The organism is [Mannheimia] succiniciproducens MBEL55E (assembly GCF_000007745.1).
In the GTDB taxonomy this organism is placed as follows: domain Bacteria; phylum Pseudomonadota; class Gammaproteobacteria; order Enterobacterales; family Pasteurellaceae; genus Basfia; species Basfia succiniciproducens.
Genome location: NC_006300.1, coordinates 2149198 through 2161809, shown reverse-complemented (window position 1 = coordinate 2161809; position 12612 = coordinate 2149198). Strand labels below are relative to the sequence as shown.

The window sequence follows — 12612 nt, the reverse complement described above, 5'->3', positions numbered from 1 at the left end:
TTTAGTTTAACCAGCGTGTTATCAGCACGCCGATACCGGTGAAAATAAGGCAACCGAATAAATGAGCAGACATAATACCTAAACCTATTAACCATTTTTGTTGGATAAAGTTTTCCATTACTTCAGCGGAGAAGGAAGAAAACGTAGTCAGGCTACCGAGAAATCCGGTTATCATGAATAGGCGCCATTCGCCACTAAATTGCGGATGCTGCCAAATCATCGCCATAATTAAGCCGATAATAAAACAGCCGAGATAATTCGCAATAAGCGTACCGAAGGAAAAGGCGGCAAAGAGCGGATTTAAAATCAATCCCATGCCCCAACGCAAAGAAGCGCCGAGCGCGGCACCCGAACTTATCAGAATTAATGATTGCCACATAATCACGCCTAATAAATTCCGAAAACGGCCCGCACATAGCTTGCGACGGATTCATCTTTATTTAAGCCGATACGTTCGTTATCGGGTAAAAGTTGCAATAAACGCGGATCGGCATTTTGCATTATACAGCCCTTACCCACTTCGGTTAGCATTTCGATATCGTTCATGCCGTCGCCAAAGGCGATACAGTCCGACAACGAATATTCTCGCTGCTCAATAAGATGTGCAAGTGCGGTGGCTTTTGACACATTTTTATTCATCACTTCAAGACAAACCGGTGTGGAATAAGTAATGGTCGCATAATTGCCGAAACGCGTGGTGAGTTCCTGTTCAATCTCCATTAAATCCGCCGGTTTTTTACCGATAAAAAAGACTTTTTCCGTATCGCGCCCGTGATGTTTTTTGAAATCCACCACTTCGTACATAAAGCCGGATGTTTGATGATATTTGCGCAATTGCGGTAAATCAATATTAATAAACCAGTCGTTATTTTGATAGGTATTCATGCAAACCCGATCCGCATCAAAAGGCAGTTGCATAACTTCAAACGCCACATCTTCGGGGAGGTAGTTGCTGTAAAGTCTATTTCCCTGTAAATCGTGAATTTGCGCGCCGTTTGAGGTGATCATCGCGGCATTTTTAATCTTCATTTTACTTAATGTGGAGGCAACATCTGTGTAGCCGCGCCCTGTCGCCATTACGATATCCACGCCCTTTTGCGCAAGTTTTTCTAATGTATTGATGGTGAAATCGCCAACCACATGATTGGCGTTTAACAAAGTGCCGTCCATGTCGGACACTATGGCTCGAAAAGGAAGTTGTTTCATTCATTTAAACCTAATTGATTATTCATTTTGCTATCATAACAAAATAATCGAACGGAGTTTACTTTTGTATATTGATATAAATTACCCTATGGCAGAATAAAATTGTTTGCTCTTTGAAATGGCATGGCAAACTACAAAAATTAATTTTTTTGACCGCACTTTGATCAAGAAAAGCATGACTAAAGCTAGCTTAACGGGCAAATCCGGTTATAATTAAAAACCTTGTTAAATAAGAATAACAAACACAAAAAAATTTAAGATTTTTACAGGTAAGAAAATGAACGGAGCAAACTTAGTTACAGAATGCCTAAAAGCCCATAATGTAGACACCGTGTTTGGTTATCCCGGCGGTGCCATTATGCCGGTATATGACGCCTTATACGATTGTGGTATTAACCATCTTTTATGTCGTAATGAGCAAGGTGCGGCGATGGCGGCTATCGGTTATGCGAGATCCACCGGCAAGACCGGCGTATGTATCGCCACTTCAGGCCCCGGTGCAACCAACTTAATTACCGGTTTGGGCGACGCCTTAATGGATTCCATTCCTCTGGTGGCGATTACCGGGCAGGTAGCCGCGCCGTTAATCGGTACCGATGCATTTCAGGAAGCGGATGTGCTGGGGTTATCTCTCGCCTGTACGAAACACAGTTTTATCGTACAGAATATTGAAGAATTACCTGAAATTTTTGCCAAAGCCTTTAAAATCGCACAAAGCGGCCGTCCGGGACCTGTTTTGATTGATATTCCTAAAGATGTGCAATTCGCTGAAACTTTACTTCAACCTATTGTTTATTCTGTTGAAAAACCGACCGCACTTTCCGCTAAGAGTTTGGAAAAAGCCGTCGAATTGCTGAAAAATGCAAAACGCCCGGTGGCTTATATCGGCGGCGGTGTAGGCATGGCAAAAGCGGTGCCGGCATTGCATGAATTTTTAACCGCAACCCGAATTCCGACAATTTGCACATTAAAAGGATTAGGTGCCGTGCCAGCGGATAACCCTTATTATATGGGCATGATCGGTATGCACGGTACGAAAGCGGCTAATTACGCAACACAAGAGGCGGATTTGCTGTTGGTGTTAGGTGCGCGATTTGACGATCGCGTAACGGGTAAATTAAGCAGTTTTGCCACCGAAGCGAAGGTGATTCATGCGGATATTGACGTTGCGGAAATTAACAAATTACGCCGTGCCGATGTGGCGTTATGCGGCGATCTCGAGCAGGCGCTCAAAGCTTTGAGTTTTGCCTTGGATATCGAGCCTTGGCGTGCGGACGTTCAACGTTTAAAACGGGATTTTGACTGGGATTACGGTGAAAACGAAGGCGAAGGGGATATTAATCCGCTGTTTTTATTAAACCGCGTTTCCCGTTTGAAAGCGGAAAATGCCATTGTGGTCACCGATGTGGGGCAACACCAAATGTGGGCGGCTCAACATATGAGCTTTGGCAAGCCGGAGAATTTTATTACGTCGGCGGGTTTCGGTACCATGGGATTCGGTTTGCCGGTGGCCATTGGTGCACAAAAAGCCCGCCCCCGGGATCAGGTTATTTTAGTAACCGGCGACGGTTCGATCATGATGAACATTCAGGAGTTGGGCTCAATCAAACGGGCGAAAACGCCGATTAAGATTTTATTATTGGACAACCAACGTCTCGGCATGGTGCGTCAGTGGCAGTCTTTATTCTTTCACGGTCGTCACAGTTCGACAATTTTAGACGATAACCCGGATTTTGTGACCCTGGCGTCCGCTTTCGGTATAAGAGGGGAACGTATAGAAAAAGCCGGTGAAGTAAACGAAGCGTTGGATCGTTTCTTTGCAAGCCAAGAGGCTTATTTGCTGCATGTTTGTGTGCATGAAGACGAAAACGTATGGCCGCTTGTGCCACCGGGCGCCTGTAATGTAGAAATGATCGAAGAAATGAGCTAATTATCTGCAGGGTTTATAAATTTATTTTTTTGAATGGATTCAAGTTGGAGAAAATCAATGACTAACGAACTTACTATCGTGGCGCATCATCGCCCGGAAATTCTGGAACGCATTTTGCGTGTTGTTCGCCACCGGGGTTTTACGGTGATTAAGCTTAAAATGAATTTGGAAAACGGTAAAATCTGGTTGGATTTTGTGGTGGAAGGCGAGCGAGATATTTGTCTATTGGTACATCAGTTAGTGAAATTGGAAGATATCATCGATATTACGACCGATGAAGAATGTGAATGCGACGAATAAATGAAATTTCGGCGGAAAGCCTGTACAGTCAAGTAAAAACTGTTATACTTTCGACGTTTTGATAAGTTATCACTAGATAAAAAAGGAAAATACAATGGCTGATTTCAACCAAATTTTAACCCCGGGTGATGTTGATGCGGGTATCATTAACGTAGTAAATGAAATTCCGGAAGGCAGCTGCCATAAAATCGAATGGAACCGTAAAGTTGCGGCATTCCAGTTAGACCGTGTAGAACCGGCAATTTTTGCCAAACCGACTAACTATGGTTTTATCCCGCAAACTTTAGATGAAGACGGCGATGAACTTGACGTGTTATTAATTACCCGTCAACCTTTAGCTACCGGCGTATTCCTTGAAGCAAAAGTAATAGGTGTGATGAAATTTGTTGATGACGGCGAAGTGGACGACAAAATCGTTTGCGTACCGGCGGATGACCGCGATACGGGTAACGCTTACAACACATTGAGTGATTTACCGGCACAATTAATTAAACAAATCGAATTCCACTTCAATAACTACAAAGCATTGAAAAAACCGGGTTCAACCAAAGTAACTCACTGGGGCGATGTAGAAGAAGCGAAAGAAGTGATTCGCGAATCCATTAAACGTTGGAACGAACAATAATTCCGATTTCCGTTTTTTTAAAGGCAATTCGTTGGAATTGCCTTTATTTTTATCTGTAGCATTAAAGGCTTGCTATCGGCCTAATTAAATTTAAAGATATGAATTTTTAGAACATATTCGTAATCATTATACGGATATTTTCCCATAGGAAGCCGTTGACATAACCAACCTTCAAAAAATAAACTTTTTTGACCGCACTTTTTATGATTTATACGGGGATGTGCTAAAATAACGCGATACAAACACAACCCTAATACTTACTTGGAGATATTTATGCCAAAACTACGTTCGGCGACCAGCACACAAGGTCGTAATATGGCGGGTGCCCGCTCATTGTGGCGCGCAACGGGAATGAAAGAAGGCGATTTCGGTAAACCGATTATTGCCGTGGTTAACTCATTTACTCAATTTGTGCCGGGTCATGTGCATTTACATGATATCGGTCAAATGGTGGTAAAACAAATCGAAGCCGCGGGCGGCGTTGCCAAAGAATTCAACACTATTGCGGTGGATGACGGTATCGCAATGGGTCACGGCGGTATGCTTTACTCTTTGCCTAGCCGTGATTTGATCGCCGATTCGGTAGAATATATGGTCAATGCCCATTGCGCCGATGCGATGGTGTGCATTTCAAACTGCGACAAAATTACTCCGGGGATGTTAATGGCGGCAATGCGCTTGAACATCCCGACAATTTTTGTTTCCGGTGGCCCGATGGAAGCGGGTAAAACCAAGCTTTCGGATCAATTAATCAAATTGGATTTAATCGACGCGATGATTCAAAGTGCGGATAAAAACGTATCGGATTCCGATGTGGATGCTATTGAACGTTCCGCTTGTCCGACCTGCGGTTCATGTTCCGGTATGTTTACCGCTAACTCTATGAACTGTTTAACGGAAGCGCTTGGTTTATCTCTGCCGGGCAACGGCTCCTGTTTGGCGACTCATGCGGATCGCAAACAATTATTCTTAGATGCTGCAACACAAATCGTTGAGCTTTGCAAACGTCATTACGAACAGGATGACTATTCCGTTTTACCTCGTTCAATTGCCACTAAAGCGGCATTTGAGAACGCCATGAGTCTGGATATTGCAATGGGCGGCTCAACCAATACGGTACTTCATTTATTAGCGGTTGCTCAGGAAGCCGAAGTTGATTTCACCATGGCGGATATTGACCGTTTATCCCGCATTGTGCCTTGCCTGAGCAAAGTGGCGCCGAATACCAATAAATATCATATGGAAGACGTGCATCGTGCCGGCGGTGTGATGGCGATCCTCGGCGAATTGGATCGCGCAAATTTATTGCATCATGATACGAAAACCGTATTAGGCTTAACCTTTGCCGAACAATTAGCGAAATATGATATTAAATTAACCCGGGATGAAGCGGTAAAAACCTTCTATCGTTCGGGGCCTGCGGGCATTCGCACTACCGAGGCTTTCTCTCAGGATTGCCGTTGGGAAACCTTAGACGATGACCGCGAAAACGGCTGTATCCGTGATAAAGCCCATGCTTACAGTCAGGACGGAGGTTTAGCCATGCTTTCCGGCAATATCGCTTTGGACGGTTGTATTGTTAAAACCGCGGGTGTTGACGAATCCATTTTAAAATTCACCGGCGAAGCCATTGTGTTTGAAAGCCAAGAAGATGCTGTTGACGGCATTTTAGGCGGAAAAGTGAAAGCCGGTCACGTGGTCGTGATTCGTTACGAAGGGCCGAAAGGCGGACCGGGTATGCAGGAAATGCTTTATCCGACCAGTTATTTAAAATCCATGGGATTAGGTAAAGCCTGCGCGTTATTAACGGACGGTCGCTTTTCCGGCGGTACCTCGGGTTTATCCATCGGACACTGTTCACCGGAAGCCGCATCCGGCGGTACAATCGGTTTAGTGCGTAACGGTGATATTATCGCCATTGACATTCCGAATCGCTCAATTCAGTTACAGGTTTCCGATGAGGAACTTGCAACCCGTCGAGCAGAACAGGATGTGAAAGGCTGGAAACCGGCAAATCGCGCGCGTGAAGTGTCATTTGCTTTGAAAGTATTCGGCCATTTTGCAACTTCCGCGGATAAAGGCGCCGTGCGCGATAAAACAAAACTCTAATCATTAAAAAGTGCGGTAAAAAAGACCGCACTTTTTGTTGGTTTTTTTGTTTATTTGGCAAATCAGATATAGAAGTGGTAACGAATGGTTAATAATTTATCGAACGCCCCGACCGGGGCGGAGTATTTAAGAGCGATCTTAATTTCTAAAGTTTATGAGGCGGCAAAAGTTACTCCGTTGCAATTAATGCCGAAATTGTCGGAACGTTTAGGCAATCGGATTTATGTTAAACGTGAAGATCATCAACCCGTACATAGCTTTAAATTACGCGGCGCCTACGCCATGATTTCAGGTTTAACCCAGGCGCAGAAAGAGGCCGGCGTCATTACCGCATCGGCGGGAAATCACGCGCAAGGCGTAGCCCTTTCGGCAAAAAATGCCGGTATTCGTGCGCTGATTGTAATGCCGCAAAATACGCCTTCCATTAAAGTGGATGCGGTACGCGGACACGGCGGCGAAGTACTTTTACACGGCGCGAATTTCGATGAGGCCAAAGCCAAAGCGATTGAACTTTCGCAAACGGAGCAAATGACCTTTATCCCGCCTTTTGATCATCCTGCGGTGATTGCGGGGCAGGGCTCCATCGGTATGGAATTATTGCAGCAAAACGGTCACATCAACCGCATTTTTGTACCGGTAGGTGGCGGCGGTTTGCTTGCGGGCGTTGCCGTGCTGATTAAACAATTAATGCCGGAAATTAAGGTGATCGGCGTAGAAGCGAAGGATTCCGCCTGTTTATATTATGCACTGAAAGCGGGTCGTCCCGTTGATTTAGAACGCGTCGGACTTTTTGCCGACGGTGTGGCGGTAAAACGAATCGGTGACGAAACTTTCCGCATTTGTCAGCAATATGTGGATGATGTGATTCTGGTGGATGGTGATGAAATCTGTGCGGCGATGAAAGATATGTTTGAAAACGTTCGTGCGGTACCGGAACCTTCGGGCGCATTATCGCTCGCCGGCTTGAAAAAATATGCTAAACAGCATAATTTGCAAGGCGAAACCTTAGTAAATCTGCTGTCCGGCGCGAATTTAAATTTCCATACGCTGCGTTATGTTTCCGAACGTTGTGAAATCGGTGAAAAACATGAAGCCTTATTTGCGGTAACGATTCCGGAACAACGGGGCAGCTTCTTAAAATTCTGTCAGATTTTAGGACAAAATGCGGTGACGGAATTCAACTATCGCTATGCTGATGAAAAACAGGCTTGTATTTTTGTCGGTGTGCGCATTACCGGCGAACAGGAAAAACAAGTTATTATCCAGCAATTAAAACAGGGCGGGTATGACGTGCAGGATTTGTCTGACGACGATATTGCTAAAACTCATATTCGTTATATGGTCGGCGGCCGCTCATCCAGTGATTTAAACGAACGTCTATATAGCTTTGAATTTCCGGAACAAAAAGGCGCATTGCTGAAGTTCCTGGAAACCCTCGGCACCACGGATGCGAATATTTCCCTGTTCCATTACCGCGGACACGGTGCGGATTACGGCGATGTGTTGGCAGGTTTCCAAATTAATGACGCGGATTTACCGGCATTTAAACAACATTTGGAAAAATTAGGCTATGCTTATCAGGATGTTACCGACAGCCCGTCTTATCGGTATTTCTTAGGATAGATAACCGGCAGACTTATTAATAGAGTTACATTAAAAAGTGCGGTAAAAATTTCGGAAATTTTTTACCGCACTTTTTTGTGTACACTTTGATTCGGGCGTAAAAAAAAGCGGCGCTAAAAGCACCGCTTTACATTTATTTATGTAGTTATAGGAACATATTGGCGAATAACAAACCAAAACCTAAGCTGAACGCCATGCTTAATAAACCTGGAAGCATGAAGCTGTGGTTAAAGATGAATTTACCGATTCGCGTTGTACCTGTAGTATCAAAGTCGATTGATGCAATGATCGGACCATAGTTCGGGATGAAGAAGTAACCGTTTACCGCAACAAATACACCGATTAAAATCGGCGCAGGAATACCTAGCGCAATACCTAGCGGGAACAAGGTTGCAACTGTCGCACCTTGGCTGTTTACTAAGATTGATAAGATAAATAACGCTAATGCGAATGCCCAAGGCGCGGTTTCAACCAAACCGGAAACCATTCCTTTCACTTCGTCCATATGCGCTTGCATTAATGTATCGCCTAACCATGCAATACCGAAAATAGCGATTACCGCACGCATACCGGCATGGAATACGGAGCCGCGAGTAATTTCGGTACCGTCCGGTTTACAGGTGAAAATGATCAATGCACCTATAGTTAGCATCACGATTTCAATTGTGTGCGCCATACCCATTGGTTTGCCGTCGAATGAAGGGCGTAATTCCGGTAACGCACCCATCACAACTACTAATAACGCACCTAACAGGAATAAACCTACGGATAATTTTGCAGTCGGTTTTAATTGAATTTCGTCCATGTTTACGTCGGCGTGATTTGCTTTTACGTATTCCGGATCTTGTAAACGGCGTTGATATTCAGGGTCGTCTTTTAGTTCTACGCCGATTTTATTAACGAATACACAGGCTAAGAAAATCCCTAACAACGTTGCAGGAATAGTTACGCTTAATACGTTCGCCAGTGTAATGCCTTGCGGTTCGAGATAGGCGACCACGGCAACAACCGCTGCGGCAATCGGACTTGCCACAATAGCGAATTGTGAGGCGATTACCGCCATTGAAAGCGGACGTTCGGGGCGTACGCCGTTGTGGCGGGCCACTTCGGCGATAACCGGTAATACGGAATAGGCAACATGGCCGGTACCCGCAAGAAAAGTGAACAACCAAGTTACCGCCGGCGCCATAAAGGTAATATATTTCGGATTACGGCGCAGAATATTGGTTGCGATTTTGATCATATAGTCCAAGCCGCCTGCCGCTTGCATTGCCGCTGCAGCGGAAACTACCGCCATGATCATAAACATAACGTCGATTGGCAAGCCCGCCGGCTTCAGCCCGAATCCGAAGGATAAAATGGCCAAACCTAACCCGCCGAATACACCCAAACCGATACCGCCGGCACGGGCACCCATCAAGATACATAGTAAAACTATGGCAAATTGAATAAGAAACATTGCAGACATATTTGTCTCCTAAATTATTTTTAATTTTTTATTAAGAAGTATTTTTAACACTTCCGTCTGTGTCAACACAGTGATTTCTAGCAGAAAAAACAAAACATTAACGCTGTTTTGAAATCGCTTGTTAATATACCAATAATAGGTAGTCATATCTATAATGTAGATCAATTAAATTGTAATAGTTTCTTTGAAAGATCAAGAAACTGCGGTTATACTTAACCCCTATTTTTGATTACTTATTTTCGAGAGTGAAATGGAAGAATTTATGCCGATGGCAACCGAGTTTGCCAAAAATCATACCCTTTTAATTGCAGCCTGGGTTGCAATTTTCGTAATTGTGATTTTTCAATTAGTAAAATCCTTTACCAGTAAAGTAAAAATCCTGTCAAATGCCGAAGCGACAAGCTTAATTAATAATGAAGATGCGGTGGTAATTGATTTACGCAGTATTGATGAGTTTAAGCGCGGACATATTGCAGGTAGTCTGGAGTTTATTCCGACCGATATCAAAAACCGGAATCTCGGCAAGCTTGAACAACATAAAGACCGTCATGTTATTTTAGTTTGTGCAAACGGTTTTACTGCACGTTCATCGGCGCAGCTTTTAACAAAACAAGGCTTCGCTCATGTTTATGTCTTAAATGAAGGCATTATGGGCTGGAAATCGCAAAATTTACCATTAGTTAAATAAGGATTGTCACAATGGCAGAAGAAAACCAAACTCCGGCAACAGCCACAGAAGAACAACAAGCGGTGTTACAAATTCAACGCATTTATGTGAAAGACATTTCATTTGAAGCGCCTAATCTCCCTCATGTTTTCCAACAGGAATGGAAACCGAAATTAAATTTTGATTTAAGTACGGAAGCAAAACAGTTAGGTGAGGATTTATACGAAGTCGTGTTGAATATTTCCGTTGAAACCACTTTGGAAGATAGCGGTGATTTAGCCTTTTTATGCGAAGTGAAACAGGCGGGCGTATTTACCATTAGCGGTTTGGAAGATATGCAAATGGCTCATTGTTTAACTTCTCAATGTCCGAATATGCTTTTCCCTTATGCGCGCGAATTAGTGTCTAACTTGGTAAATCGCGGCACGTTCCCGGCATTAAATCTTTCTCCGGTAAACTTTGATGCGTTGTTTATGGAATTCTTACAACGTCAGGAACAAGAAAGTCAAAACGCCGAATCTTCGACCGAAGTGCAACATTAATATTATCTTGATGGCACGGGCATTTTGTCCGTGCTATTTTTATCGCTGTAATATTTTTTCAGTTTTGCTGATAATTTTCATTTCAGAGGTAATTTATGAGTATTCAGGCTTCTCCCGTGACAATTCTGGGCGCCGGTTCTTACGGAACAGCCCTGGCAATTGCCCTATCCCGCAACGGCTATCCCACTTATTTATGGGGACATAACCCGACGGCTTGCGCTCAAATGGCGCAAGAACGTCAAAATGCCCGTTTTTTGCCCGATATTTCCTTTCCCGAAGCCTTACGGGTTGAATCCGATCTTAAAAGTGCGGTGGAAAAATCCAAAGATTTGTTAATTGTGGTGCCAAGCCATGTATTCGGTGAAGTGATTCAACAAATTAAGCCGTTTCTGCATAACCGGCACCGTATTATTTGGGCGACTAAAGGGTTGGAACGAGGCACGGGACGATTATTGCAAAATCTGGTGGAGCAGGAATTGGGTTCGCAATATCCTTTAGCCGTGTTATCTGGGCCGACTTTTGCCAAAGAACTTGCGGCAGGTTTACCAACGGCGATTACCCTGGCGGCGGAAAACGAACAATTTGCCAAAGAATTCCAAGCAAGAATTCATTGCAGCAAGCATTTTCGCGTGTACATCAATAATGATATGGTAGGTGTGCAACTGGGCGGCGCAATTAAAAATGTGATTGCCATTAGCGCGGGTATGTCGGACGGCATGGGATTCGGCGCCAACGCCCGTACCGCATTAATTACCCGCGGTATTGCGGAAATCAGCCGTTTAGGCGTATCCTTGGGGGCGAATGTAAATACGTTTATGGGTATGTCCGGCCTTGGAGATTTGGTATTAACCTGCACGGATAATCAATCAAGAAACCGTCGCTTCGGTATGATGCTCGGTCAAGGTGTGGATGCGCGAACGGCAATGGATGAAATCGGCCAGGTGGTAGAAGGCTATTACAACACCAAAGAAGCCTATATGCTGGCACAGAAGCAAGGCATTGAAATGCCGATAACGGAACAAATTTATCAGGTCCTATTTTGCGGTAAAGATGCCAAGGAGGCGGCAACCGCATTATTAGGACGTAAAAGCAAAGTTGAATAATTTACTGATTAAGGAACAATAATGTTACGTGAAGTCTGGAATAATATCCGCAATGAAGCAAAAGAACTTGTTGAACATGAGCCCGTTCTAGCCAGCTTCTTCCATTCCACTATTCTAAAACATAAAAATTTAGGCGGTGCATTGAGTTATATTTTAGCCAACAAATTGGCAACCTCTACCATGCCGGCAATTACCTTGCGTGAAATTATTGAAGAAACTTATCAAGACGACCCGCGTATTATCGACAGCGCCGCTTGCGACATTCATGCCGTGCGTCAACGTGACCCTGCAGTCGGCTTATGGGCGACGCCGTTACTTTATTTAAAAGGTTTTCATGCTATTCAGAGTTATCGTATTACTCATCATCTTTGGCAACAAAACCGCAAATCGCTTGCCATTTATCTGCAAAACCAGATTTCCGTGGCGTTTGACGTGGATATTCATCCGGCGGCGCGTGTGGGTTGCGGCATTATGTTTGACCATGCCACCGGCATTGTGGTGGGGGAAACCGCAGTAATTGAAAATGACGTATCTATTTTGCAGGGCGTAACCCTTGGCGGTACGGGGAAAGAATCCGGCGATCGCCACCCGAAAATCCGCGAGGGCGTGATGATTGGTGCGGGTGCGAAAATTTTAGGTAATATTGAAGTGGGTAAATACGCTAAAATCGGCGCTAATTCCGTGGTTTTGCAACCCGTACCGGAATATGCCACTGCAGCGGGTGTGCCGGCGAAGATTATCAGCAAAGACCGCAGTGCAAAACCGGCTTTTGATATGAACCAATATTTTATTGATGATGCGGAAGCTTTGAATATTTAGTCAATATGCCCCCCTCAGTCACTTCGTGACAGCTCCCCCCGTAAAGGTGGGAGCGAAATAGAATAACGTTACATTTATGCGGAAATCGTAAGCGCCGGCGTCACCTCAGAGGGTTATGACATGGTAGCGCCAAGCAGCGAAGGCGCGAAACGTTATTTTCTCTCTCTCAAAGCTGGGGGAGGCTCCTGCATGAAAATACCCCCCTCAGTCACTTCGTGAC

Annotated in this window: 12 protein-coding genes; 9 read left to right on the top strand and 3 right to left on the bottom strand. The window is 44.5% G+C overall.

From position 1 onward, the window contains the following. Position 1: 1 nt before the first annotated feature. Positions 2-379: a fluoride efflux transporter CrcB gene (gene crcB / locus MS_RS10130; RefSeq protein WP_041640083.1), complete on the bottom strand. Its 378-nt coding sequence runs from the start codon at positions 377-379 to the stop codon at positions 2-4. 8 nt (positions 380-387) lie between these two features. After that, positions 388-1206 carry a Cof-type HAD-IIB family hydrolase gene (locus MS_RS10125; RefSeq protein ID WP_011201376.1) on the bottom strand — a complete coding sequence of 273 codons (819 nt, stop codon included), beginning with the start codon at positions 1204-1206 and terminating at the stop codon, positions 388-390. A gap of 277 nt (positions 1207-1483) precedes the next feature. On the opposite strand from MS_RS10125, the gene ilvG reads away from it, so the two are divergent. From ilvG to ilvA, 5 genes are all read left to right on the top strand, one after another. Beyond that, entirely contained in the window at positions 1484-3136 is a 1653-nt protein-coding gene (ilvG, locus tag MS_RS10120) for an acetolactate synthase 2 catalytic subunit (RefSeq protein ID WP_011201374.1), read from the top strand. Between the two features lie 57 nt (positions 3137-3193). Next, positions 3194-3436: an acetolactate synthase 2 small subunit gene (gene ilvM / locus MS_RS10115; RefSeq protein WP_041640082.1), complete on the top strand. Its 243-nt coding sequence runs from the start codon at positions 3194-3196 to the stop codon at positions 3434-3436. Between the two features lie 94 nt (positions 3437-3530). Further along, the gene (locus tag MS_RS10110; RefSeq protein WP_011201372.1) at positions 3531-4061 is read left to right on the top strand and encodes an inorganic diphosphatase; all 531 of its coding nucleotides are present in this window, start codon (positions 3531-3533) and stop codon (positions 4059-4061) included. Positions 4062-4334: 273 nt separating this feature from the next. Beyond that, entirely contained in the window at positions 4335-6170 is a 1836-nt protein-coding gene (gene ilvD, locus MS_RS10105; RefSeq protein WP_041640081.1) for a dihydroxy-acid dehydratase, read from the top strand. Positions 6171-6254: 84 nt separating this feature from the next. Beyond that, positions 6255-7793: a threonine ammonia-lyase, biosynthetic gene (gene ilvA / locus MS_RS10100; protein ID WP_011201369.1), complete on the top strand. Its 1539-nt coding sequence runs from the start codon at positions 6255-6257 to the stop codon at positions 7791-7793. Between the two features lie 145 nt (positions 7794-7938). Here the strand turns inward: ilvA and MS_RS10095 are convergent, their stop codons facing one another. Continuing rightward, positions 7939-9261: an anaerobic C4-dicarboxylate transporter gene (locus MS_RS10095; RefSeq protein WP_011201367.1), complete on the bottom strand. Its 1323-nt coding sequence runs from the start codon at positions 9259-9261 to the stop codon at positions 7939-7941. 250 nt (positions 9262-9511) lie between these two features. On the opposite strand from MS_RS10095, the gene MS_RS10090 reads away from it, so the two are divergent. From MS_RS10090 to cysE, 4 genes are all read left to right on the top strand, one after another. Continuing rightward, complete coding sequence (locus MS_RS10090; RefSeq protein WP_011201366.1) at positions 9512-9949, top strand: rhodanese-like domain-containing protein; 438 nt, start codon at positions 9512-9514, stop codon at positions 9947-9949. Positions 9950-9960: 11 nt separating this feature from the next. Beyond that, entirely contained in the window at positions 9961-10470 is a 510-nt protein-coding gene (secB, locus tag MS_RS10085) for a protein-export chaperone SecB (RefSeq protein ID WP_011201365.1), read from the top strand. 95 nt (positions 10471-10565) lie between these two features. Further along, the gene (gene gpsA, locus MS_RS10080; RefSeq protein ID WP_011201364.1) at positions 10566-11573 is read left to right on the top strand and encodes an NAD(P)H-dependent glycerol-3-phosphate dehydrogenase; all 1008 of its coding nucleotides are present in this window, start codon (positions 10566-10568) and stop codon (positions 11571-11573) included. A 21-nt stretch (positions 11574-11594) separates the two neighbouring features. Beyond that, a complete protein-coding gene (gene cysE / locus MS_RS10075) occupies positions 11595-12392 on the top strand; it encodes a serine O-acetyltransferase (RefSeq protein ID WP_011201363.1) in 798 nt (265 codons plus the stop codon). Positions 12393-12612: the final 220 nt, after the last annotated feature.

Bases quoted from the DNA above. Each gene is read 5' to 3' on its own strand.
- MS_RS10095 (WP_011201367.1), bottom strand. From the start codon at position 9,261: ATGTCTGCAATGTTTCTTATTCAATTTGCCATAGTTTTACTATGTATC.
- ilvD (WP_041640081.1), top strand. From the start codon at position 4,335: ATGCCAAAACTACGTTCGGCGACCAGCACACAAGGTCGTAATATGGCG.
- MS_RS10125 (WP_011201376.1), bottom strand. From the start codon at position 1,206: ATGAAACAACTTCCTTTTCGAGCCATAGTGTCCGACATGGACGGCACT.
- cysE (WP_011201363.1), top strand. From the start codon at position 11,595: ATGTTACGTGAAGTCTGGAATAATATCCGCAATGAAGCAAAAGAACTT.
- MS_RS10110 (WP_011201372.1), top strand. From the start codon at position 3,531: ATGGCTGATTTCAACCAAATTTTAACCCCGGGTGATGTTGATGCGGGT.
- ilvM (WP_041640082.1), top strand. From the start codon at position 3,194: ATGACTAACGAACTTACTATCGTGGCGCATCATCGCCCGGAAATTCTG.
- ilvA (WP_011201369.1), top strand. From the start codon at position 6,255: ATGGTTAATAATTTATCGAACGCCCCGACCGGGGCGGAGTATTTAAGA.
- MS_RS10090 (WP_011201366.1), top strand. From the start codon at position 9,512: ATGGAAGAATTTATGCCGATGGCAACCGAGTTTGCCAAAAATCATACC.
- ilvG (WP_011201374.1), top strand. From the start codon at position 1,484: ATGAACGGAGCAAACTTAGTTACAGAATGCCTAAAAGCCCATAATGTA.
- crcB (WP_041640083.1), bottom strand. From the start codon at position 379: ATGTGGCAATCATTAATTCTGATAAGTTCGGGTGCCGCGCTCGGCGCT.
- gpsA (WP_011201364.1), top strand. From the start codon at position 10,566: ATGAGTATTCAGGCTTCTCCCGTGACAATTCTGGGCGCCGGTTCTTAC.
- secB (WP_011201365.1), top strand. From the start codon at position 9,961: ATGGCAGAAGAAAACCAAACTCCGGCAACAGCCACAGAAGAACAACAA.